This is a genomic window from Haloarcula sp. 1CSR25-25 (assembly GCF_032027985.1).
Taxonomy (GTDB): Archaea; Halobacteriota; Halobacteria; order Halobacteriales; family Haloarculaceae; genus Haloarcula.
The window spans coordinates 161,473-181,907 of the sequence record NZ_JAHYBW010000008.1; the positions used below are offsets into that span (position 1 = coordinate 161,473).

At 67.1% G+C, this 20,435-nt stretch carries 25 protein-coding genes; 14 read left to right on the forward strand and 11 right to left on the reverse strand.

Features of this window, described 5'->3' with window-relative positions:
• Positions 1–25 precede the first annotated feature (25 nt).
• Entirely contained in the window at positions 26–892 is an 867-nt protein-coding gene (thiL, locus tag KZ498_RS19850; RefSeq protein ID WP_312621044.1) for a thiamine-phosphate kinase, read from the reverse strand.
• A 96-nt stretch (positions 893–988) separates the two neighbouring features.
• Between thiL and KZ498_RS19855 the strand changes: the two genes are divergently transcribed.
• The 4 genes from KZ498_RS19855 to KZ498_RS19870 all read left to right on the forward strand — a co-directional run bounded on the left by KZ498_RS19855 (position 989) and on the right by KZ498_RS19870 (position 3,649).
• Positions 989–2,023 (forward strand): lysylphosphatidylglycerol synthase transmembrane domain-containing protein, encoded by a 1,035-nt coding sequence (locus tag KZ498_RS19855; protein WP_312621045.1) that lies wholly within the window; start codon positions 989–991, stop codon positions 2,021–2,023.
• Between the two features lie 114 nt (positions 2,024–2,137).
• On the forward strand, positions 2,138–2,599 hold the full coding sequence (locus tag KZ498_RS19860) for a 30S ribosomal protein S19e (protein ID WP_312621046.1): 462 nt from the start codon (positions 2,138–2,140) through the stop codon (positions 2,597–2,599).
• A gap of 87 nt (positions 2,600–2,686) precedes the next feature.
• Positions 2,687–3,031, forward strand: a complete 345-nt coding sequence (locus tag KZ498_RS19865) for a DNA-binding protein (protein ID WP_312621047.1) — start codon at positions 2,687–2,689, stop codon at positions 3,029–3,031.
• Positions 3,032–3,649 carry an alpha hydrolase gene (locus tag KZ498_RS19870; protein WP_312621048.1) on the forward strand — a complete coding sequence of 206 codons (618 nt, stop codon included), beginning with the start codon at positions 3,032–3,034 and terminating at the stop codon, positions 3,647–3,649.
• Positions 3,650–3,687: 38 nt separating this feature from the next.
• Here KZ498_RS19870 and KZ498_RS19875 read toward each other — a convergent pair whose 3' ends face one another.
• Entirely contained in the window at positions 3,688–4,353 is a 666-nt protein-coding gene (locus KZ498_RS19875) for a transcriptional regulator (RefSeq protein WP_312621049.1), read from the reverse strand.
• 247 nt (positions 4,354–4,600) lie between these two features.
• Between KZ498_RS19875 and hisS the strand changes: the two genes are divergently transcribed.
• Together hisS and KZ498_RS19885 are read left to right on the forward strand one after the other, a co-directional pair.
• Entirely contained in the window at positions 4,601–5,908 is a 1,308-nt protein-coding gene (gene hisS, locus KZ498_RS19880; RefSeq protein ID WP_312621050.1) for a histidine--tRNA ligase, read from the forward strand.
• Positions 5,909–5,969: 61 nt separating this feature from the next.
• The gene (locus tag KZ498_RS19885; protein ID WP_312621052.1) at positions 5,970–6,392 is read left to right on the forward strand and encodes an SHOCT domain-containing protein; all 423 of its coding nucleotides are present in this window, start codon (positions 5,970–5,972) and stop codon (positions 6,390–6,392) included.
• Positions 6,393–6,455: 63 nt separating this feature from the next.
• On the opposite strand, the gene KZ498_RS19890 is transcribed toward KZ498_RS19885, so the two are convergent.
• Positions 6,456–6,725: a hypothetical protein gene (locus KZ498_RS19890; RefSeq protein WP_312621053.1), complete on the reverse strand. Its 270-nt coding sequence runs from the start codon at positions 6,723–6,725 to the stop codon at positions 6,456–6,458.
• Positions 6,726–6,785: 60 nt separating this feature from the next.
• Positions 6,786–7,292 carry a GNAT family N-acetyltransferase gene (locus tag KZ498_RS19895; RefSeq protein ID WP_312621054.1) on the reverse strand — a complete coding sequence of 169 codons (507 nt, stop codon included), beginning with the start codon at positions 7,290–7,292 and terminating at the stop codon, positions 6,786–6,788.
• 94 nt (positions 7,293–7,386) lie between these two features.
• Here KZ498_RS19895 and truA point away from each other — a divergent pair, with 94 nt between their 5' ends.
• From truA to KZ498_RS19925, 6 genes are all read left to right on the forward strand, one after another.
• Complete coding sequence (gene truA / locus KZ498_RS19900) at positions 7,387–8,229, forward strand: tRNA pseudouridine(38-40) synthase TruA (RefSeq protein WP_312621055.1); 843 nt, start codon at positions 7,387–7,389, stop codon at positions 8,227–8,229.
• 38 nt (positions 8,230–8,267) lie between these two features.
• The gene (pepF, locus tag KZ498_RS19905) at positions 8,268–10,058 is read left to right on the forward strand and encodes an oligoendopeptidase F (protein ID WP_312621056.1); all 1,791 of its coding nucleotides are present in this window, start codon (positions 8,268–8,270) and stop codon (positions 10,056–10,058) included.
• Between the two features lie 130 nt (positions 10,059–10,188).
• Entirely contained in the window at positions 10,189–11,409 is a 1,221-nt protein-coding gene (locus KZ498_RS19910; protein ID WP_312621057.1) for a proteasome-activating nucleotidase Pan2, read from the forward strand.
• Positions 11,410–11,667: 258 nt separating this feature from the next.
• Positions 11,668–12,882, forward strand: coding sequence for a PQQ-binding-like beta-propeller repeat protein (locus KZ498_RS19915; RefSeq protein WP_312621058.1), 1,215 nt, complete (start codon positions 11,668–11,670; stop codon positions 12,880–12,882).
• 42 nt (positions 12,883–12,924) lie between these two features.
• Positions 12,925–13,395, forward strand: coding sequence for a pyruvoyl-dependent arginine decarboxylase (locus KZ498_RS19920; RefSeq protein ID WP_312621059.1), 471 nt, complete (start codon positions 12,925–12,927; stop codon positions 13,393–13,395).
• Between the two features lie 82 nt (positions 13,396–13,477).
• Positions 13,478–13,831, forward strand: coding sequence for a DUF5811 family protein (locus KZ498_RS19925; RefSeq protein WP_312621060.1), 354 nt, complete (start codon positions 13,478–13,480; stop codon positions 13,829–13,831).
• A gap of 57 nt (positions 13,832–13,888) precedes the next feature.
• Here the strand turns inward: KZ498_RS19925 and KZ498_RS19930 are convergent, their stop codons facing one another.
• The 4 genes from KZ498_RS19930 to KZ498_RS19945 all read right to left on the reverse strand — a co-directional run bounded on the left by KZ498_RS19930 (position 13,889) and on the right by KZ498_RS19945 (position 16,825).
• Positions 13,889–14,083: a hypothetical protein gene (locus KZ498_RS19930; RefSeq protein ID WP_312621062.1), complete on the reverse strand. Its 195-nt coding sequence runs from the start codon at positions 14,081–14,083 to the stop codon at positions 13,889–13,891.
• Between the two features lie 61 nt (positions 14,084–14,144).
• Complete coding sequence (locus tag KZ498_RS19935) at positions 14,145–14,324, reverse strand: hypothetical protein (RefSeq protein WP_312621064.1); 180 nt, start codon at positions 14,322–14,324, stop codon at positions 14,145–14,147.
• Positions 14,325–14,373: 49 nt separating this feature from the next.
• Positions 14,374–16,179, reverse strand: coding sequence for a translation initiation factor IF-2 (gene infB / locus KZ498_RS19940; protein WP_312621066.1), 1,806 nt, complete (start codon positions 16,177–16,179; stop codon positions 14,374–14,376).
• A 94-nt stretch (positions 16,180–16,273) separates the two neighbouring features.
• Complete coding sequence (locus KZ498_RS19945; RefSeq protein WP_312621068.1) at positions 16,274–16,825, reverse strand: plastocyanin/azurin family copper-binding protein; 552 nt, start codon at positions 16,823–16,825, stop codon at positions 16,274–16,276.
• Positions 16,826–17,009: 184 nt separating this feature from the next.
• Between KZ498_RS19945 and KZ498_RS19950 the strand changes: the two genes are divergently transcribed.
• Entirely contained in the window at positions 17,010–17,249 is a 240-nt protein-coding gene (locus KZ498_RS19950; protein WP_162412324.1) for a PRC-barrel domain-containing protein, read from the forward strand.
• Positions 17,250–17,708 carry an NOB1 family endonuclease gene (locus tag KZ498_RS19955; protein WP_312621069.1) on the forward strand — a complete coding sequence of 153 codons (459 nt, stop codon included), beginning with the start codon at positions 17,250–17,252 and terminating at the stop codon, positions 17,706–17,708.
• Here KZ498_RS19955 and KZ498_RS19960 read toward each other — a convergent pair.
• The 3 genes from KZ498_RS19960 to KZ498_RS19970 are packed head-to-tail and all read right to left on the reverse strand — an operon-like array spanning position 17,705 to position 20,384.
• Positions 17,705–17,851: a CopG family transcriptional regulator gene (locus tag KZ498_RS19960; protein ID WP_312621070.1), complete on the reverse strand. Its 147-nt coding sequence runs from the start codon at positions 17,849–17,851 to the stop codon at positions 17,705–17,707. The two genes, KZ498_RS19955 and KZ498_RS19960, sit on opposite strands and share 4 nt — an antisense overlap.
• Positions 17,852–17,907: 56 nt before the next feature.
• Complete coding sequence (locus tag KZ498_RS19965) at positions 17,908–19,050, reverse strand: CPBP family intramembrane glutamic endopeptidase (RefSeq protein ID WP_312621072.1); 1,143 nt, start codon at positions 19,048–19,050, stop codon at positions 17,908–17,910.
• 23 nt (positions 19,051–19,073) lie between these two features.
• Positions 19,074–20,384, reverse strand: a complete 1,311-nt coding sequence (locus tag KZ498_RS19970; protein ID WP_312621073.1) for a glucose-6-phosphate isomerase — start codon at positions 20,382–20,384, stop codon at positions 19,074–19,076.
• Positions 20,385–20,435 lie beyond the last annotated feature (51 nt).

A 20,435-nucleotide genomic window follows, 5' to 3' on the forward strand; every position in this document is an offset into this window, starting at 1 on the left:
CTGGTCGCGTCCGACCGGGCCGTTCTCAGTGTGAGTACCCCCGGTCGGGAAGCGCCTCGCCGTCGAGGGTCACGCCGCCGTCGGTGACCGTTCCGATCCGGTGGAGCTGGCACGGTACTGCCTGTCTGGCCTCCTGAACGTCGGATTCGGGTACCGTACTGACAAGCTCGAAGTCCTCGCCGAAGAACACGCCGAGCTCCCGGCGCTCCTGTGGCGTGTCCGTGAGCTCGTCGACCTGCGGGTCTATCGGGAGCGGTTCCTCGACAGCGAAGCCACAGCCGCTGGCCTCGGCCAGCTGGTGGAGCGAGCGGGCCAGGCCGTCGCTCGAATCCATCATCGCCGTCGCGTGCGGTCGGAGCGAGATGCCCGCACGCACGCGTGGTTCGAACTGGAACAGCTCGTTCGCCCGGGCCGTCTCACCCCGGTCGAACAGTTCGAGGGCGGCGGCTGACCGACCGAGTGTCCCGGTGACACAGACCGCGTCACCGGGTGTCGCACCCGACCGACGGACCGGGTCCGCGGCCGCCCCGATGGCCGTCGTCGCCACGGTGAACTCGTCGTGGCTGTCCAGGTCGCCGCCGACGTACTCCGCGTCGACCGCGTGACACACGTCCTGGGCGCCGTCGAGGAACGCCGCGAGCTCGTCCGCCTCGAACGACGGTGCGCCGTAGGCGGCCACCGCGGCGGTCGCGTCGGCTCCCATCGCGGCCACGTCCGACAGCGAGGCCCCGACGGCCCGCCAGCCGGCCGTGTAGCGGGTCGTCCCGGCCGGGAAGTCCGTCCGCTCGTGGAGCATGTCGGTCGTGATGACCTGCCCGTCCACGACGGCGCAGTCGTCGCCTGCATCGGGAAGTCGGTCGGCGAGGTCGGCGAGTGCAGCCCGCTCGTCCATACCCGGTCGTCGGTGCCCCACGGCAAAACCCCCGGTGGTATCGGCCGGCGGGTCAGGGTCGGTGGGTTGAAACCGGAGACTGACAATCCCATCCACATGGATGGGAACCGGCTGGCGACGGTCGTCGGGTTCGCGGCGGCGCTCGCCGTCCTCGCGGGGCTGGTGTGGCTCGTCGGCATCGGCGAGACGCTGGACGCGCTCACGACGGCAGACCCGGGGGCGCTTCTCGCCGTCGCGGGCATCGCCATGCTGTGGCTCCTCTCGTGGGGACTGGCGCTGTGGACGGTCCTGCAAGCGCTCGGCGCGCCGGTGGCCCCACACACTGCCGTTCTCGTGTTCGTCGCCGCCGTGTTCTCGAACAACGTCACGCCCTTTGGCCAGGCCGGCGGGGAGCCACTGAGCGCGCTGTTGATTTCGACGGCCGCCGACACCGAGTACGAGACCGGGCTGGCGGCTATCGCCACCGTCGATACGGTCCACTTCCTGCCGTCGGTCGGGTACGCCGTCGTCGGCTTCACCTTCGTCGCCGCCGGCGCGGTCCGGCTGACCCGGAATCTGGCGTTTGCCGCCGGTGCCGTCGCGGTGCTCGCGGTCGGCATCCCCGTCGTCGCCGTCCTGGGCTGGCGACACCGGTACCGGGTCGAGGCGGCGATTATTCGCGGCGTCGCACCCGCTCTCGCCGCCCTCTCGAGAGTCGTCCCCCGGTGGTCGCCGCCGTCCGCGGCCAACATCGAGGCGCGAATCGAGGGGTTCTTCTCGGCCATCGAACGCATCGCGACCGACCGGCGGACGGTCCTCCAGACCTTCGGCCTCTCGGCGTTCGGCTGGGCCTGTCTGTCGGCGTCTCTGTGGATGTCGCTGTACGCCGTTGGGACGCCGGTGTCGGCCGAGGTCGTCTTGCTCGTCGTTCCCGTCGCGAGCATCGCCAGCGTCGTGCCGCTCCCCGGCGGGTCCGGTGCTATCGAGACGGTTCTCGTGACCCTGCTGGTCTCGACGGCGCCGGTTTCAGCTGCCCTCGCCACCTCCGCGGTGTTGATCCACCGCGTCGGGAGCTACCTGTTGCCGACGATTATCGGCGGCGGCGTCGCCGCCGCGCTCAGCGTCGACCGGGCCGCATCGCCCGCGGAGTGACCCACCGGTGTTCGACGGGAGCGGTATCATCGCTGCCTCACGGGCGAGTGAACCGTTCACGCCCGCCGACTGCGAACGACGCGTTTAAATGACGGCGACGGAAAGAAATCTGCAATGGCTACACTCTACGACGTTCCCCCCGAGGAACTCATCGAGGCACTCACGGAGACGCTCGCGGACGAAGACGACATCGAAGCGCCGGACTGGGCCGAGTACACGAAGACCGGCGTCGACCGCGAACTCCCACCCGAGCAGGAGGACTTCTGGACACGACGCGCGGCCAGCCTCCTCCGAAAGGTCGCTGTCGACGGTCCCGTCGGCGTCAACGCTCTCCGCTCGGAGTACGGCACCTCGAAGCAGGGGACGACCCGCTACCGCGTCCGCCCCCACCAGAAGACCAAGGGCTCGGGCAACATCATCCGGACGGCGCTCCAGCAGCTCGAAGACGCGGGCTACGTCGAGACCAGCGAGAACGACGGCCGCCGCATCACCGGCGAGGGACGCAGCCTCCTCGACGACACCGCAGGCGACCTCCTGACGGAACTCGACCGTCCGGAACTCGAACGCTACGCGTAACTGACGCCTTTCTCGCTGTTTTTCAGCCGGTCCGTAGCACCTGCTCCGAAATCGTTTTCCGGCCGACTCCAGTAGTCTCATACAACTATGAGTGGCGACCCCAGCGAGGAGGAACTCGAAGAACTCCGGAAGAAGAAGATGGAGCAGCTCAAGGACCAGCAGGGCGGCGAGGGCGAGGCCCAGGAGGCGGCCCAGCAGCAGGCCGACGCCCAGAAGCAGGCGGTCCTCAAGCAGAACCTCACCGACGGCGCGCGAAAACGGCTCAACACGGTCAAGATGTCGAAGCCGCAGGTCGGCGAGCAGATCGAACAGCAGGTCGTCGCGCTGGCCCAGAGCGGCCGCGTGCAGGGCCAGATCGACGAGGACCAGATGAAAGAGCTCCTCTCGGAGCTGACGCCCGACTCCAAGAGCTTCGATATCAAGCGCCGGTAGATGCACTGTGCCCTGTTGTACAGCGGGGGCAAGGATTCGACGCTGGCGGCGCTCTTGCTCGACCCCTTTTACGACGTGACGCTCGTCAGCGGCTCCTTCGGCGTCGGTACCGTCGACCCTGCCCGGGAGAGCGCGACGGCTGTCGGCTTCGACCACGCCACGGTTGACCTGGACCCGGAGGTAGCCGACGACGCCGTCGAGCGGATGCACGACGACGGCTACCCCCGAAACGGCATCCAGCGGGTCCACGAACACGCCGTCGAAACCGTCGCTGCCGGCGACTGGCTCGACGACGCCGACGGCATCGACACGCTTGCGGCCGTTGCCGACGGCACCCGACGCGACGACCGGGTACCGACCATCGAGCGGCCGCTCGCCCAGAGCGTCGAGGACCGCTTCGTCGTGGACTACCTCGCGCCGCTTGCGGGTGTCGGCCGCGGCGCTATCGACGCGATGGCCGCCGACCGGCTCGTCGTCGAGAGCGGCCCCAGCGCCGAGGTTCCGAAGGCCGACTACGAGGTCGAACTCCGCGCGCTCCTGCGGGAGCGCTACGGCGCGGGTGCCGTGGCCGACGTGTTCCCCGAACACACGCAGTCCCGCGTGCGGGGCCTGCGATAGCCATCGGCGGTCCGAGTCCGGTGTGTATCTCTGACAGCCTAGGCGATGTCCCGGCTGGTGTCCACGCTGATGCGGTCGGTGAGGTCGAGACAGATCGGTTCGGTGAGCGCTCGGCCCCCGCGGAACTTCGGGACGAAGAGCCTGTTCTCGATGGCATCCTCGCCGCGCGTCGTTTCGAGATCGAACACGATATCGCTCGTGTACTCTGTCCGGTGGCGCTGTGACGGCGTGGCGTCGTGTTTGAGCGCGTACAGCACCGCGACGCTGTCGGTCTGTGCGAGTCTGGCCTGTAGCGTTTCGAGGAACGTCCGGAACTCCCCGGCGTCGGCGCGCTCGATCGGCTCGACCGGGTCGACGACGAGGAGTGACTCCGCCGTGAGACCCTCGACGTGGGCGAGCGCATCGCTGACCGGTGCCTCGCGGTCCAGTTGGCTGACCGCAAGCTCGTCGTAAGCCACTCGCTGTGACCGCAGCGCCGACGTGACCGTTGTCGGTGCCTGCTCGCCGGAGAGATACACCGTCGCCTGCCGGGCGACGAACCTGGAGAGAAACAGCTCCGCCTGGCTCGCCGGTTCGGCGAGCAGCGTGACGAGGCTTCCGGCCGGGATACCGCCGTCGAGCTTCCGGTCGAGCGCTCGAATGCCCGTCTCGAATCGCTGTGTCACTGCCTCCACCCACGGTCTGTCCGCCGATCCAGTGCCCATCCCATAGGGCCACACTCGATTGAACGCGTCTTTGTTGTCGCCTCTCTAACACGGGCTGGTCGCGTCATAGTCGGTCACTAGCCTCTCTGACGCCGGCACGTGCTGGTCATGCCCGCCTGTCACGGACTCACTACCGGCGAGAGCAGTCGCGAGTCCCTGTCTTAGTAAGTCTCTACCGGATGTGAGGCGACGAACACGGTCAGCGTGAACGAACAGGTTCAAGCGGACCCTCGCTGTAGGCGCGGGTATGTACAACTCCGTCAAGGGCTTTCGCGATTTCTACCCCGAGGAGATGCAGGCACGGCGGTGGGCCATGGACACGCTGGAAGACGTCGCACAGCGGTACGGCTTCCGGGAGATCGGGACGCCGGCGCTGGAACCGACCGAGATGTACGTCGACAAGAGCGGCGAGGAGATCGTCGAGGAACTGTACAGCTTCGAGGACAAGGGCGGGCGCGAGGTCGCGCTCACGCCGGAGCTGACGCCGACTGTCGCGCGGATGTTCGTCGCCAAGCAACAGGAGCTCTCCAAGCCCATCAAGTGGGTGTCGACGCGGCCGTTCTGGCGCTACGAGGAGCCCCAGCAGGGCCGGTTCCGGGAGTTCTACCAGACCAACGTCGACATCTTCGGGTCGGCGGAGCCGACGGCCGACGCCGAGATTCTGGCCGTCGCCGTGGACATGCTCACCGACCTCGGACTGACGGGCGCGGACTTCGAGGTCCGCGTCTCCCACCGGGACATCCTCTCGGGCGTGCTGGAGTCCTTCGGCGCTGACGTGGACGTGCCCGAGGCGATTCGCGCGGTCGACAAGCGGGCGAAGGTCGACCACGACGACTACCTCGACGCGCTCGTCGAGGCGGGGCTCAACTACGGCCAGGCCGACACGTTCGACGAGATGCTGCAGATCGACGCCGAGGAGGTCGAGACGCTCGCGGACCTCACCGGCTCCGAGGACGTCCGCGCGGCGACCGACAACCTCCAGGCGGTGCTCGACGCGGCCGAGGACTTCGGCGTCCGCGAGCATCTGACCGTCTCGCTGACGACCGCGCGCGGGCTGGACTACTACACCGGCGTCGTCTTCGAGTGCTTCGACTCGACGGGCGAGGTGTCCCGCTCGGTGTTTGGCGGCGGCCGCTACGACGACCTCATCGAGGGCTTCGGCGGCCAGCCGACGCCGGCTGTCGGGTTCGCGCCCGGTCACGCCACGCTCCAACTCCTCTGCCAGCGGGCCGGCGTCTGGCCCGCCGAGGAGCTGTCGACGGACTACTACGTCCTGCAGGTCGGCGACACGCGCCCGACCGCGGCCCGCATCGCCCGTGACCTGCGCGAGCGCGGTCACGTCGTCGAGAGCGACGTCGCCGACCGGTCCTTCGGCGCGCAGATGGGCTACGCCGACGGCATCAACGCCGAGACGGTCGTCATCGTCGGCGAGCAGGACCTGGCAAACGACGAGGTGACGCTCAAGGAGATGGACGACGGCGAGCAGGTCAGCGTCCCGCTCTCGGCGTTCCCCGGCGACCACGACCGGCCGACGTTCGAGGACTTCGCGGAGTAACGCGGTCGAGCGGCCGGCCTCCGACAGTAGCTTTTTGCGGCCACCGTGTCGATTGTTCGACATGCAGCTCCCCTCCATTGCCCTCCCGAGGTGGAAGCTCGTCGCGACCATCGCGATACTCTCGCTGGGTATCGCCATGCTCGCAGGCGCGGCCGGCTTCGGCGGGCCGATTGCATCGGCGTCGATTATCCTCGGTTGGTTCATTCTGATTCCGCTTGTCGCCCTGTTGGGTTCGGAACTGCCGATGGTCGAGGCTCCGGAAGATGTGGCGGAGACGGACGAAACCGCCCAAACCGACGCGGCGGAACCGACGGTGAACCCGGTCGACCACCTCCGAGAGCGCTACGCCCGCGGCGAACTGACGGACAGCGAGTTCGAACGTCGGCTGGACCGCCTGCTGGAGACCGAATCGCTCTCGGCGGACGACGTGACCGAGGATGACGTCCGTGAGTCTGACAGAGAAGTCAGCCTCGAAACCGAGTGAGCGGCGGGTCATCGCACTCGAGCCGTACCGAAGGCGGGTGTGCAGTGCAAGACACTCGCGACCTCACTCCTTCGCGCTGAGGACCTCGATGTCGCTGTCGGTCAGGCGAACGTACAGAAGCGTATCGTCCGGTCCCGGGTCGACGACGTCGTCGAGTTCGGGCGCACAACCGGTCATTCCGATGTCGTTGAAGCCACAGGCGTCACAGACTGCCGCGTCGACCAGCGGGTGGTAGGTTCCGTCCCGCTCGGTCGCCGGCAGGTAACCAGCGTCCTCGATTGCCGTGCCACACTCGGCGCAGGTCAGCGTCTCCGGGTGCGAGGCGAGGTCCATACACCAGTGTTCGAATGGCCGTTATTTATGGCTACGTGGGCCGTTCGCGAGACGGTCCGGTCAGAGCGCCCGCTCCATCTCCATCTCCACGCGCTCTTTGGCGATCGTCTCGAAGCCGACCGACTCGTACAGTGCTCGTGCGACGTGGTTGGTGTTCGAGACGGAGAGCCAGACGCGGTCGAGCCCCTCTTCCTGTCCGTACCCGAGCAACACGCGGATGAGCTGAGAGCCGATGCCGGCGTGCTGGTAGTCCGGATGGACGAAAATCGCCAGTTCCGAGGTGTCCTGATACGGGACGAGGACGGCGTGGCCGACGGCCTGCCCCTCGTGCCAGACGACGACGTTCAGGCCGTTTTCGACGAGGTTTGGCAGCCAGTCGCGGATGTCCGCTTCGGTCCGTGGTGGCACGCCCTGTGACCGGGAGTCGGTCCCGAAATCAACGTACATCGCCACCAGTGGGTCGATGTCGCCGTCATAGGATTCGATTGTCACCGTCCGCCCGTCGTGGTCGGTGACCGTTTCGGGCGGGCGAGGGAATTCGTGGTCCGCCGCGGCGGCGTTTGACATACTCTCCCTTTGTTCTCAGCATGCCTAAGTTCGTCTATCCTTCCCAGCGACTGAGATTCGGGCGAGCCAAGTGGCTCGCAGTCGAGAAAACGGTATGCGCGCCTATCGCGTGGCCTACGACGGTCGGCCGTATCACGGGTTCCAGCGCCAGCCTGACGTCGACACCGTCGAGGGACGACTGCGCTCGGCGCTCGTCCGCCTCGGCGTCTGCGAGCGCGGCGAGGGGCTGCCAGAGTGCTACGCGGCCGCCGGTCGGACCGACGCCGGCGTGTCCGCGCGGGCACAAACCGTCGCCTTCGACGCGCCGGCGTGGCTCTCACCGGCGGCGTTCAACGGCGAGCTCCCGGACGACGTTCGCGTGTGGGCTAGCGCCGACGTCCCCGACGGCTTCCACGCGACCCACGACGCGACCGAGCGGACCTACACCTACTACTGGTACGCGCCGACGGACGCCGACCGGCCCGGACGCGACCCGGTCGACGACGAGCGGTGGGCCGACGCCGTCGACGCGCTCGCCGGGACCCACGACTTCCACAACCTCACGTCCGACGACACGGGCACCGAGCGGACCGTAGCTATCGACTGGACGCGGGACGGCCAGTACCTCGTCGTCCAGTTCAGGGCCGCCGGGTTCTGCCGCCAGCTGGTCCGTCGGCTCGTCTCGCTCGCGGCGGCTGTCGCGGACGGGTCGGCCCCGCTGTCGAAGGTCGACCGCGTCCTCTCGCCTGAGCGCGTCAGCGGTCCCGACGGCGTCCCGCCGGCCCCGCCCGAACCGCTGGTGCTGACAGACGTTCGCTACCCGGACGTTACCTTCGTCCGGGACGAGGACGCCGCTGCGGATGCGCAGGCAGTCTTCGCTCGCCGACGCGCGAAAGCAGCCACGACTGCGCGGGTCACAGACCACATCGCCGACGGGCTGTCGGGCGGCCGGCGCTGAAACGAAGGCTTACTTCGACCCCGTCCCAAGGGCGGGCTATGAGTTCGGTACCCGCACGGAGCGACATCGACGAGGCGTACAAGTGGGACCTCGACTCCCTCTACGCCAGCGACGAGGACTGGGACGCCGCCTACGAGGAGGCGGAGGAACTGATAGAGGACCTGTCTGCCTACGAGGGGCGGGCCACCGAGGACGCCGCCACCCTGCTAGCGACGCTCGAGACCTACGAGGAACTGATGCGGACGGTGTCGAACGTCGCCGCCTACGCCCGGATGCGCCGGGACGAGGACACGACCGACGACACGTACCAGGCGCTGACCGCCCGCTCGCAGTCGCTCTCCTCTGAGGCCAGTTCGGCCGCCTCGTTCCTCGACCCGGAACTGCAGGACCTGGACTACGACGACATCGAGGCGATGATCGACGAGGAGCCGGGGCTGGAACCCTACGAGCACTACTTCGACGACGTGCTCCGGATGAAAGACCACACCCGCTCGGCCGAGGTGGAGAACCTGCTCGCCGAACTCGGCGAGGTCACCGGCGCGCCCGGCGAGGTGTACAACATGCTGGCCAACGCCGACATGGAGTTCCCGACCGTCGAGGACCCCGACGGCGACCAGCAGCCGATCACGCTCAACAACTTCACGACGCTGCAGAAACACCCCGACCGCGACTTCCGCCAGCGCGTCTACGAGGCGTTCTACGATGAGTGGGAGACCGTCCGCAACGCCGTCGGGACCGCCTACAAGAACGCCGTCAAGACGGACGTGAAGATGGCTAACGCGCGCGACTACGACACCGCCCGCGAGGCGGCGCTGGACGGCCCGAACGTCCCCGTCGAGGTGTACGACACGCTGGTCGACACCGTCCACGACAACCTCGACACGCTCCACCGCCACGCCGACCTCAAGCGGGAGTCCATCGGCGCTGACGACCTCCGGATGTGGGACCTCTACGTCCCCCTCGTCCAGGAGGAATCGCCCGAAATCGAGTACGAACAGGCCTGCGAGTACGTCACCGAGGCCGTCGCACCGCTCGGCGAGGACTACCAGTCCCGGCTGGCCGAAGGACTGGACTCCCGCTGGGTCGACGTCTACGAGACCGAACACAAGCAGTCCGGCGCGTACTCCGGTGGCACCTACGACTCCCAGCCGTTCATCCTGATGAACTACCAGGACGACGTGGAGTCGATGTACACGCTGGCCCACGAACTCGGCCACTCGATGCACTCGGAGTACACCAGCGAGTCCCAGCCGTTCGTCTACTCCGGCTACGAGATATTCGTCGCCGAGGTCGCGTCGACTGTCAACGAGACGCTGCTGACCCACCACCTGCTGGACACCGTCGAGGATGAGCGCCTGCGCCGGCACATCCTCAACGAGTACCTCGAGCGGTTCCGGTCGACGCTGTACCGGCAGACGATGTTCGCCGAGTTCGAGCACCGTACCCACGAGATGTCCGAGGCCGGCGAGCCGCTGACCCCCGACCGGCTGGACGACCTCTACCGGGACCTGAAAGGCGACTACTACGAGCCGGCGGTGCTAGACGACCGCATCGCCCGCGAGTGGATGCGCATCCCGCACTTCTACCGGGCGTTCTACGTCTACCAGTACGCGACCGGCATCTCGGCGGCCGTCGCACTCGTCGACAGCATCCTCGACGAGGGCGAGCCCGCAGCGAACCGGTACATCGACTTCCTGCAGAGCGGGTCGCGACAGTACCCCCTGGAACTGCTTCGTGACGCCGGCGTCGACATGGCCAGTCCCGACCCGGTCGAATCCGCGCTCTCGACGTACGGCGACTACCTCGACGAGTTCGCCGAACTGCTGTAAACCGCCGTCCGTAGCCAGTCAGCGCGGCCGAAGCCGGGGGACGGCCGCTGTCCCGACACGGATAACCCTTTCACCCCCCCTGTGACCCGAAGGCACTTTGTGTCTCAACCGTATAGTACCGACCATCCAAATGTCGCGCAGTCCCTCGCTTCCGGAACGACCGCGGTTGGAACTCGACCCAGATATGACGCCTGACGAGCGTCTGGAGGCACTCCGGGAACATTTCAGAGAGATAGTACAGGTCAACGAACAGCTGACCGAGCAACTCGACACCGCCCGTGACCGGCAGACCGACCTCACGGACGAGGTCGACCAGCTCGAACGCGAAAACGAGACGCTCAAGACGTCCTCGCTGTACATCGCCACGGCCGAGGAGCTGACCGACGACGGCGTCGTCGTCAAGCAACACGGCAACAACCAGGAGGTGCTGACGGAAGTCTCGCCGTCTATCCGTGACGGACTGGAAGCAGGTGACCGCGTCGCTATCAACGACTCCTTCGGCGTCAAGCAGATTCTCGACCCTGAGACCGACGCCCGCGCGCAGGCGATGCAGGTCGATGGCTCGCCAGAGGTCTCCTACTCGGACATCGGCGGCCTCGAAGAGCAGATCCGCGAGGTCCGGGAAGCCGTCGAGGAGCCGCTGATCAACGCCGACCAGTTCCGCGAAGTCGGTATCGAACCGCCGAGCGGCGTGCTGCTACACGGGCCACCCGGCACCGGGAAGACGATGCTGGCCAAGGCCGTCGCCAACGAGACCGACGCCACCTTCATCAAGATGGCCGGCTCCGAACTGGTCCGGAAGTTCATCGGCGAGGGCGCGCGACTGGTCCGGGACCTGTTCGAACTCGCCGCCGAGCGCGAACCGGCTATCATCTTCATCGACGAGATCGACGCCATCGCGGCCAAGCGAACGGAATCGAAGACCTCCGGTGACGCCGAGGTCCAGCGGACGATGATGCAACTGCTCTCGGAGATGGACGGGTTCGACGAGCGCGGGGAGATCCGGATCATCGCGGCGACGAACCGCTTCGACATGCTCGACCGCGCCATCCTCCGGCCCGGCCGCTTCGACCGCCTCATCGAAGTCCCGAACCCCGACGTCGAGGGTCGCGAGCGCATCCTCGAGATCCACACCCAGGAGATGAACCTCGACGACGATGTCGACCTGCGTGCGTTCGCCGCCGAGACCGACGGCCTCTCCGGTGCGGAACTGGCCTCGCTGGCGACCGAGGCCGGGATGTTCGCCATCCGTGACGGCCGGACGACGGTCAAGCAGTCCGACCTCCACGACGCCCTGGAGAAGGTCGAAGCCGACGACGACGCCAGCAGCGTCCCGGTCGCGTTCGCCTAACCACCTTTTTCAGCGTCGCCTTTCCTCGCGCGCTCGTAGAGCGCGCTGTGGGAAGGCTCCTCGAAAAACGTGGGCGAAAAAGGCCGCGCTCTCACGGTGTTCGAGCGCGGTGATCCGCTCGCTACGCTCGCGGATGCTATTTTTGAATATAACCTCGCCGCTGGACAGTCGCCACGAACGCTAAGCGGTGTATGGCCTAATCCGGTCACACGGGTTGTCCCCAAGCGGTTTAAGTCACACCGCCCGGTATCAGCGCTCGTGACAGAGCGCGGACGGACGCGGCGGGCGTTTCTGGGGACGCTCGCGGCGACGACGGTCGGGTCAATGGCGGGGTGTCAGTCACGGTTCGACCCGCTCGCATCGACAGCCCTGGACGAACACGCCGCGACGCAGTTCCGCCAGGGCCTCCTGAACACGGGGTATCAGGACACGCCGGTTCCGGACGCCGTCGAGCGGGCCTGGGAACTGCCGACCAATCGCGGGGACCACACCGCGGCAAAGGGGAGTCCAGCGCTTGCTCCGACCGGTGACCTGATTCTGGCCGACGACACCGGTCGCGTGCGAGCCATCACACCGAACGGCGAGGTCCAGTGGTCGACGACGATTACACAGGCGACCCGCGGGAGCCACGGCACGCCGGCCATCGCCAACGACACCGTCTACATCGGGGCCTACGACGGTGCGCTGTCGGCGCTGGACCTCGAAACCGGCCGGCGGCGCTGGCGGACGGAGCTGGGCGACGCCATCGGCGCGAGCCCGACGTACTACAACGGGTCGCTGTACGTCGCTGTCGAGCACGCGGCGCCGAGCGGTTCCGTGGCCGCCGTCAACGCCGCCACAGGGGACGTGCAGTGGCGCGACAGCCGGCCGACCGACCACCCCCATTCGACGGTGGCGCTGGACCGCGAGCGCGGCCGTCTGCTGTTTGGTTCCAACGACGGCTACTGCTACGCGTGGTCGTTCCCGGGCTTAGAGCGGGTCTGGCGCTACGACACCGGCGGCGACGTGAAAGCCCCCATTGCCGTCGCTGACGGGACCGCTATCGTGCCGTCGTGGGCCGAGACGGTCACCGCCGTCGACGTGACCGACGGTTCGGAGCAGTGGACCTTCGGGGCCGACGCCGACGTGATGTGTGCGCCGGCGGTCCACGACGGCACCGTCTACGTCGGCAGCCACGACGACAGGGTGTACGCACTGGACCTCGCCAGCGGCGCGGAGCTGTGGCGGTACGACACCGGCGGGTGGATTATCGGGAGCGTCGTCGCCACCCCGAACCGCGTGCTCGTCGGGTCCTACGACGGACGACTGTACGCGCTGGACCGGGACTCCGGCGCGATGGCCTGGAGCACGGAGAACCGCGGTCACGTGACGAGCGCGCCGCTGGTGACTGCCGACGGCATCTACTACGCGGAGCGTGCAGCCGAGGGCGACCCGAACCGACCGGGGATGTGCTACAGGCTCGTCCCGACGTAGCGAAGCGAAACCCCTTACCCCGCGGACCGTCGACAGTCGCCTATGAGCACCATCCGGGTCGTGTGGGGGACTGCGACCGGCCCGACCGCACTGGCCGCGTACGACGCGGCACTCGCCGAGGCGGGCGTCCACAACTACAACCTCCTCACGCTCTCGTCGGTCATCCCGTCCGGACCGGCTATCGAGGTGACGGGGACGGCACCGGACCTGGGACCGCCCGGCGAAGCCATAGAGGTGGTCCAGTCCTCTGTGACTGTCCCGCCGGGCGAGCGCGGCGCGGCGGGCATCGGCTGGGCCCGCAGCGAGGACGGGCCGGGCATCTTCTACGAAGTCGACGGGGCCAGCGAGGACGCGGTCCGGATGGAGATCCGCGAGGGACTGGCCGCCGGCCGGGACCTCCGGGACTGGGAGTTCGTCGAGGAGAACGTGTACGTGGAGTCGGCGTTCGACGACGCCGAGTACGCCAGCGCCGTCGTCCTCGCCACCTACGGCGAGAGCCACCCTGTCGTGTAAGTAGCGCGCGGGCCGGTTCCGGCCAAACGTGTGCTGGCCCCCGGGTTTTTAGTCCTCCCCCCCATAGAGACAGAGAACGTTCATGTACGGGAATACGTCGTTTGGTGGGGAGACCGAAGAAGTGACCCTGACCGCGGAACAGCGAGAGAACCTCCGCCGGGACCTCTCAAGCGTCGCCGCCCGGACCCGCGAACTCCTGCCCGGCGAGTTCGTCGTCGGTTCGGAGATCAGCAACAGCACGACGGGCCCGCGGGCCACAATCGCGGTCCAGCCCCCCGTCGGGTCGGTCGTCAGCGCCGACTACACGCCGGAGGACCCGGAAAGCGCGAGCATCTCCGACGCCGAACGCGACGACCTCGCGCAGGGCATCGCCGCCTCCGCCGCCCTGCAGGTCAAGCAGTTGATGGGCGACGACACGTCGCCGACGGCACAGTAACGGCCGCCGCTCTCAGTTTTCGTCGGTACAGTCGCGGTAGCGGGTGGCCCCCGATTGTCAGGCGCGGCTACCGCTGGGGACTGGCGGGTCGTAAAACAGCGCGTAGCCGATGGAGCCACTGGCCGGGAGACTGCCGGCACTCAGCGCAGTCACGAGGCTGATGGAGGTGACGACTGCGCCGAGAGAGGCCAGCAGCATCGAGAGGGCAATGCTGGCGAGCACGAGGTCGGGCATCGACAGCGGGCCGGACATTCGTGTCTCTACAGAGACACGCCTCCTAATTAAATATTATTACTCGGTGCTGCGGCGCTCGTCAGGCGGCCCCCGTACTATCGAGGTAGTTGGTCACGAGCGTCGGCGCGATGACGCCGACACCAAGGAGTATTGCGAGTGTTACAGCAGACGTGACATCCGCCAGCACCGTGCTCGCATATCCAAGAACGAGGGCTGCGATGACGAAACCACCGACGATTTTGTTCTCGCGGGAGACCATACGCTCCGTTACACTGGGTCAGCACAAAATCCCGTCGGAAAAATAACCTTTATTTCCCCCAGAAGGGGTCCCTGTTCCGGTGGTTCTCCAGATACATCGACAGCGCCTCGCGCTCGTCGACGGAGATGTCCTCCTTGAGCTCCTGTTCCAGAATCTTCGCGTGCTTCTCCGGGATTTCGACCCAGAGGTCGTCGCCCTCCTCAATCTGGCGACCGACGGTCGGGCCCTGGATAGAGACGGCCATGCGCTCGCCGGCACGGGCCGAGTCGACGTCCTCGCCCTCATCTTGAATCGTCTTGAGGGTCCCGACGCGCTTTGCCTCGCCGTTCTCCCATCTGACGACGTTGACGTTCCGCCGGAGTTCGCCGGAGAGGATTTCGACGCCGACGACGGCGGGGTCGGACTGGCGGAAGGTGTGGTCCTGCAGAATCCGGAACTTCGCGGGCCGGGTGATGTTCTCCAGGATCTGCTCCTGCTGGGCCTCCTCGATGGCGGTGACGTGGTCGTCGTAGGACTCGACGAGCTGGTAGATGACGTCGTCCTCGAACAGCTCCACGTCCTCCTGTTCGGCGAGGTCGCGCGCGTCGTCGAGCACCTCGACGCTGAAGGCCAGAATCGCCTGGTTGGTCGGCTCGTTGGCCGTCTCGGCGACCCGCACGTCCCGCGGCGCGACCGCGCCGACCTCGGCGCGCATGACCGGAATTTCCTCCTCTTCGAGCGTACTGGACAGGGCTTCCAGCGACCCGAGCGTGTCTGCCTTGATTACGACCCCCTCCTCTTGGGTCGTCACCTCGATCTCGGCGAGTTCCTCCTCTACCTCGGCGATGACCTCGCTGCGGTCGCGGTCGCGGATGACGCGGATCGGCGCGCCGGCCATCGCGTCGCCGAGGTCCGGCGCGGCGATCTTGACCCCGTCGGCGGCGGCGACCTGCTCGACCTGTTCGAACTCCTGCTCGGTCCGGATTTCCTCGAGCGGGCGGGGGCGAAGCAGCGCGCGCACGTCGGTGACGATAGACCCCTGCAGGCCGCCGACGACGATCGTGTCGTCGTTGCGGATGGTGCCGTCGTAGATGATGGCGTCGAGCGTCGTCCCAAAGCCCTGGGTGTCTTTCACTTCGAGGACAGTCCCGACACCGGGGCCGCTGGTGTCGATCTCCATCTCCTCTTTCATGTACCGCTGGGACAGCCCCATCATCACCGTCAGCAGGTCGGGGATGCCCTCGCTGGTCTCGGCCGAGACCGGCACGACGCCGATGTTGGCCTGGAAGTTCTGGACGCGCCAGTACATGTCCGCCGAGAACCCGTTGTCCGAGAGTTCACCGATAATCTCGTACAGCTTCTCGTTCAAATCGGACTGCACGCGGTCGGACTGGGCGTCCATCGTCTGCTGGACCGGCTGTCCCTCGTTGGGGTTCCAGCCCGGAATCGTGTCGATCTTGTTCGCGGCGACGATAAACGGCGTCTGGGTTCGCTTGAGGATGTCGATGGCCTCCAGCGTCTGGGGCTGGAAGCCGTCGTTGACGTCGACGACGAGGATGGCGATGTCGGCGAGCGCGCCGCCCCGGGAGCGAAGCGTCGAGAAGGAGTGGTGGCCCGGCGTGTCGATGAACAGGAGACCCGGCAGGTCGAAGTCCGTCGGGTCGACCAGGTCGCCGGCTATCTCCGAAATCACGTTCAGCGGGACGGCTGTCGCGCCGATGTGCTGTGTAATCGCGCCCGACTCGCCGGCGGTGACGGCCGAACCGCGAATCTTGTCGAGCAGGCTCGTCTTCCCGTGGTCGACGTGGCCCAGGACGGCGACGATGGGCGTCCGCAGGGTGTCGTCGGTGGCTGTGGTGGGGTCCGTGTCAGACATAAATGGCTCCAGAAGTTGTCAGAACCGAGTCGTCGGTGGCAGTTAAGTTCGTCGTCATCAGTCGCACGCGACCGCACGTGGGGCTAAGCGGGCGTCACTCGGTCACAGTGAACGACCCCGTCATCCCGATGCTCTGGTGGGGCACACAGTGATACTCGTACTCGCCGGGGACTGTGAACGTGTGGGCGTACTCGTACCCCGAACTGTACGTCTTGCCCTCGTCTCCGGGCGTCCCCGACCAGTCGCTGTCGGCAGGCGTCGCGGTCGGTTTGACGTTGTGGCCGTCGGCTTCCCAGACCCACAGCACGGTGCTCCCGACTGGAACTTCGTAGGATTCGGGCTCGAAGACGAAGTCCCCCGGCGCGACGGCGACTTCTTGCTCAGCGTCGACGGGCGTTCCGGTCGGTGTCGCCGTCTCTGTTGGAGTGGCGGTTTCAGTCGGCGTTGCTGTCTCGGTCTGAGTGGCAGTATCAGTCGGCGTCGCCGTTTCAGTGGGCGTTGCTGTCGCGGTTCGGGTCGGTGCTTGCGTAGCGGTGGCTGTCTCCGTCGGGGACGACGGCCCGCCGTCGTCACCACTGCAGCCCGCGACGGCTCCGGTGACGACAGCCGTGAGACCGCCGAGAAACTGACGCCTGTTCCGGTCCATGTGTACCCGTCGGGTGCCTGTCGCTTAGGGCTGCTGCCTGGCCGTGAGTGTTCCCGGAGACGCCGCGAACAGCACCGTCGGTGATATCGACGGCTGCTGGTCTCTCTCTGTACCGGTCGGCGGCCACAGCTCACCCGTCAGACATCCCCGTGGCGTTTATATAACCTCGTTCGGAACAAGGGGTATGGCCGCGATACTTGCAGAAAACCTGTCGGGGAAAGACGTGATGGGGACTGATGGCGCGGAGATCGGCAGTCTCTACAACATCACGATGGACTTCTCGTCGGGCGCGTTGCACAACCTCGTCATCGACCCCGCGGACTCGCTCCGCAACACGGACTTCGAGTACAGTGATCAGGGCCGCCTGCTCGTCCCAGTCGGACGGGTCAAGGCGGTGAAAGACCACATGATCGTCCAACGCTAGATGTACGTCCTTGATTCCTCGGCGTTTATCAACGAGTATCACACTGACGAGCAGATAGCGACGATTCCGCTCGTCAGAGAGGAACTGGAGGACGAGGCCGCCTACCGCTTCGACGCCCTCGAAGGCTCGGGCATGCACCTCCACATCCCCGAGGACAACACCGTCGAGCGCATCGAGCGCGCCGCCGGCGAGACCGGGGACCTGGCGGAGCTCTCCGAAACCGACATCCGTCTGATCGCGGCCGCGTTCGAACTCGACAGCCGCCTCGTCACGGACGACTACGCGATGCAAAACGTCGCGGAGAAACTCGACGTGGCGGTCGAAGTCATCGCCCGGGACGGAATCTCCGAACAGCGCGACTGGCTGTTCCAGTGTGCCGGCTGTGGCCGCGAGTTCGAGGAGAACCGCGACCGCTGTCCCGTCTGTGGCAGTTCACTCTCCCGGAAGAACCCGGCCTAGACGGTCTGTTCGTCGCGAGCTTCGAGCCCGAGCTCGACCAGCTGCGTGAGCACTTCCTCCTCTGTGATGCCGTAGCGCCGCGCAAGCGTCTCGACCACCCGCGCCTTGTCATCATCACAGACGATAGTGAACCGCCGGGTCATGCTCTCGCCTACAACAGAAGTTCGCATAAACACCCGTCAGACAGCAGTCAGACGGCTCAGAGCGCCGGATTTCCTGTAATTTCAATGTACAATGTGAGAAACTGGATGGCGTTGAACGCCCCGTGGATGAAGATGGGCACGAGGAGGTTTTCGGTCTTGAGATAGCTCAGGCCAAGCAGCGTCGAGAGAACGAACACCAGCAGCAGCGAGAGCACAGTCTGTGTCGGCGTACCGGTACTGTACTGCCCGAAGTGGACGACGCCGAAGACGGCGCTGGTGAGAACGATCGCCTGCAGGTCACCGAAATCGTCGTAGAGGTACTTCTGGATGAGATTTCGGTAGATGAACTCCTCGCTCGGCGCGATAGTCAGAAACGCGAGCGGAACCATCACGAGCAGGAACGACGGGTCCTCGCGGGCCAGTTCCTCGACGCTGCTCCGGGCCGCTTCGAGCCCGAGCGACTGAATGAGGTAGCTGAAACCGAAGAGCGCGACCATGAGGACGACGACCCCGCCGACGCTGTAGCCGATATCGCGAACCCCGGGTCGGTGCAGGTCGAGGTCGGCCCAGTCCCGGTCTAACCGGGAGGCGACGGCCGCGCCGAAAGCGACGAAGCCGACGCCGATGCCGACGGTGAGCGTGATGTACGTCGGTCCGGTGACGGCCCCGCCGTCGAGCGCCGCGGCGCTGATAAGCCCCGCCAGTGCGGCCCCGAGTACGACGAACTGAGCGAACACCGTGCCCACGAGGAAGCCGGCCAGCCCGATGCCGGTCGCCACCGAGAGCGCTCTGGCGACGGTGTACAGTCGGTCGTTCGCTACGCCGCTTGCCAGCGCCCAGCCAAGCGCGACCGTCACGCCCCCGGCAAGTACGGTGACATAGACCGCGAGACCGACGGTCGCCTCGACGCCGGGACGGAACTCGGGCCCGAAGAAGGCGACGAGCGTCGCGAGCGTCGCGACGGCGCTTGCGCCCCCCGCGCCCAGACCGGCCTGTCGGCGGTCGAGCGCGCCGTGGCGGGCAAGCGAGAAGGCGAGTGCGGCCACGACGAATCCGGCGGCGGCGACCTGACGGGCGGTGACCGGGCCGAGAGCCGTCGGCGGCGTCACCCAGCCGACGACGCCGGTTTCGGTGGCGACGAGTACGACGAGACCGAGGCCGGCGGCGAGGACGCCCCAGTTCGCGGCAGTGTCGTCCATTGTCGGCAGTCCGTTGCGCCGGCCTAAAGGGACTCCGTTTCACCGATCTGCAGTCGCTCGCGCTCGTCGATGACTGCCGTCTCGTCGGTGGCTTCGCCACGGATGAGCGCCCGCGTGGCGTTTTTGCCCCACTCGACGGCCGGCTGTGTGAACGTCTCGACGTCTGCGAGTTCGCCGACGAGGACGCAGGCGGCCTCCATCGCGTACAGCAGTTCGCCGACGCTCTCGGCGTCGAGGCGTTCGATCTCGACCTCCAGTGCCGGCCGGTCGGCCGCCGGGAGGCTCGCCACCGTCGCCTCGTACTCCGCGTCGATGAGGCCGCCGAGGTCGGTCCCGGCGAGATACGACAGGTCCTCGTGGTCCGGGTCGGGAATCGCCACGTCGGCGCGTTCCCGCGGCCGGACGAACGTGACGACCTTGTCGCGGTGGCCGGCGCGGTACAGCTGGAGCTGGGAGTGCTGGTCGGTCGCGCCCAGCGCCCGCGCCGGCGTCTGGCCCCGCCCGTCCTTTCCCAGGCTCTCGGCCCAGAGCTGTGCGAACCACTCGCCGAAGGACTCCAGGCGCTCGGCGTAGGGCATGACCGCGTTGACCTTCGCGCCCTCCTCTTCGAGTGCGTAGGCCATCGCGCCGTAGGCGTAGGCCGGCGAGTCATACAGCGACGGCGCGAGGTCGTCGGCCGCGGCCCGGCCGCCGGCAAGCAGCCCCTCGATGTCGATGCCGAGGATGGCCGGCGGGACGAGCCCGACCGCCGAGAGCGCGCTGAACCGGCCCGGGACGCCCTCGGGCACAGGCAGCGTCGGCAGGTCGTGCTGGTCGGCGAGTGCCCTGAGCGGGCCTGACTCGCCCGTGGTGACGACGATGCGCTCGGTCCAGTCGACGCCGCGGTCCTCGTAGGCCTCGCGGACGACGAGGAAGTTCGCCAGCGTCTCCGCCGTCGTCCCAGAACGCGAGACGACGTTGATGGCTGTGTCGGCGAGGGAGAGACCCTCGAGCGTCCGCTGGACGTGCTCCGGGTCGACGTTGTCCAGGATGACGTGGCTGTCCGGGTCCTCGGCCAGCGCCTCCGTGATGGTTTTCGCCCCCAGCGCGGAGCCACCGATACCGACGGTGATGACCGACTCGGCGTCGTCGACCGGGGCGACGGCGTCGCGGATTGTCTCGGCGTCGGTTGCTTCGGGGAGGTTCAGCGACGCGTAGCCGAACTCGTCGTCGTCCCGTCCCTGTTCGATCCGGTCGTGGGCCGCGGCCACCCGCTCGTCTATGTCGTCCAGCGTCGCTCGCTCGACGCCCGGGTCGGCGGCACTGGCAAGCGCGGCTCCGATATCGACGTGCATACCGGGGGTATCGAAGCGCTGGTACAAACAACTCCCGGCGGTCACGGCAGG

Bases quoted from the DNA above. Each gene is read 5' to 3' on its own strand.
- KZ498_RS19870 (WP_312621048.1), top strand. From the start codon at position 3,032: ATGCACTGTGCCCTGTTGTACAGCGGGGGCAAGGATTCGACGCTGGCG.
- KZ498_RS19865 (WP_312621047.1), top strand. From the start codon at position 2,687: ATGAGTGGCGACCCCAGCGAGGAGGAACTCGAAGAACTCCGGAAGAAG.
- truA (WP_312621055.1), top strand. From the start codon at position 7,387: ATGCGCGCCTATCGCGTGGCCTACGACGGTCGGCCGTATCACGGGTTC.
- KZ498_RS19955 (WP_312621069.1), top strand. From the start codon at position 17,250: ATGTACGTCCTTGATTCCTCGGCGTTTATCAACGAGTATCACACTGAC.
- KZ498_RS19855 (WP_312621045.1), top strand. From the start codon at position 989: ATGGATGGGAACCGGCTGGCGACGGTCGTCGGGTTCGCGGCGGCGCTC.
- KZ498_RS19950 (WP_162412324.1), top strand. From the start codon at position 17,010: ATGGCCGCGATACTTGCAGAAAACCTGTCGGGGAAAGACGTGATGGGG.
- hisS (WP_312621050.1), top strand. From the start codon at position 4,601: ATGTACAACTCCGTCAAGGGCTTTCGCGATTTCTACCCCGAGGAGATG.
- KZ498_RS19925 (WP_312621060.1), top strand. From the start codon at position 13,478: ATGTACGGGAATACGTCGTTTGGTGGGGAGACCGAAGAAGTGACCCTG.
- KZ498_RS19935 (WP_312621064.1), bottom strand. From the start codon at position 14,324: ATGGTCTCCCGCGAGAACAAAATCGTCGGTGGTTTCGTCATCGCAGCC.
- KZ498_RS19960 (WP_312621070.1), bottom strand. From the start codon at position 17,851: ATGACCCGGCGGTTCACTATCGTCTGTGATGATGACAAGGCGCGGGTG.
- KZ498_RS19885 (WP_312621052.1), top strand. From the start codon at position 5,970: ATGCAGCTCCCCTCCATTGCCCTCCCGAGGTGGAAGCTCGTCGCGACC.
- KZ498_RS19890 (WP_312621053.1), bottom strand. From the start codon at position 6,725: ATGGACCTCGCCTCGCACCCGGAGACGCTGACCTGCGCCGAGTGTGGC.
- pepF (WP_312621056.1), top strand. From the start codon at position 8,268: ATGAGTTCGGTACCCGCACGGAGCGACATCGACGAGGCGTACAAGTGG.
- KZ498_RS19930 (WP_312621062.1), bottom strand. From the start codon at position 14,083: ATGTCCGGCCCGCTGTCGATGCCCGACCTCGTGCTCGCCAGCATTGCC.
- infB (WP_312621066.1), bottom strand. From the start codon at position 16,179: ATGTCTGACACGGACCCCACCACAGCCACCGACGACACCCTGCGGACG.
- KZ498_RS19875 (WP_312621049.1), bottom strand. From the start codon at position 4,353: ATGGGCACTGGATCGGCGGACAGACCGTGGGTGGAGGCAGTGACACAG.
- thiL (WP_312621044.1), bottom strand. From the start codon at position 892: ATGGACGAGCGGGCTGCACTCGCCGACCTCGCCGACCGACTTCCCGAT.
- KZ498_RS19970 (WP_312621073.1), bottom strand. From the start codon at position 20,384: ATGCACGTCGATATCGGAGCCGCGCTTGCCAGTGCCGCCGACCCGGGC.
- KZ498_RS19945 (WP_312621068.1), bottom strand. From the start codon at position 16,825: ATGGACCGGAACAGGCGTCAGTTTCTCGGCGGTCTCACGGCTGTCGTC.
- KZ498_RS19860 (WP_312621046.1), top strand. From the start codon at position 2,138: ATGGCTACACTCTACGACGTTCCCCCCGAGGAACTCATCGAGGCACTC.
- KZ498_RS19895 (WP_312621054.1), bottom strand. From the start codon at position 7,292: ATGTCAAACGCCGCCGCGGCGGACCACGAATTCCCTCGCCCGCCCGAA.
- KZ498_RS19920 (WP_312621059.1), top strand. From the start codon at position 12,925: ATGAGCACCATCCGGGTCGTGTGGGGGACTGCGACCGGCCCGACCGCA.
- KZ498_RS19910 (WP_312621057.1), top strand. From the start codon at position 10,189: ATGTCGCGCAGTCCCTCGCTTCCGGAACGACCGCGGTTGGAACTCGAC.
- KZ498_RS19965 (WP_312621072.1), bottom strand. From the start codon at position 19,050: ATGGACGACACTGCCGCGAACTGGGGCGTCCTCGCCGCCGGCCTCGGT.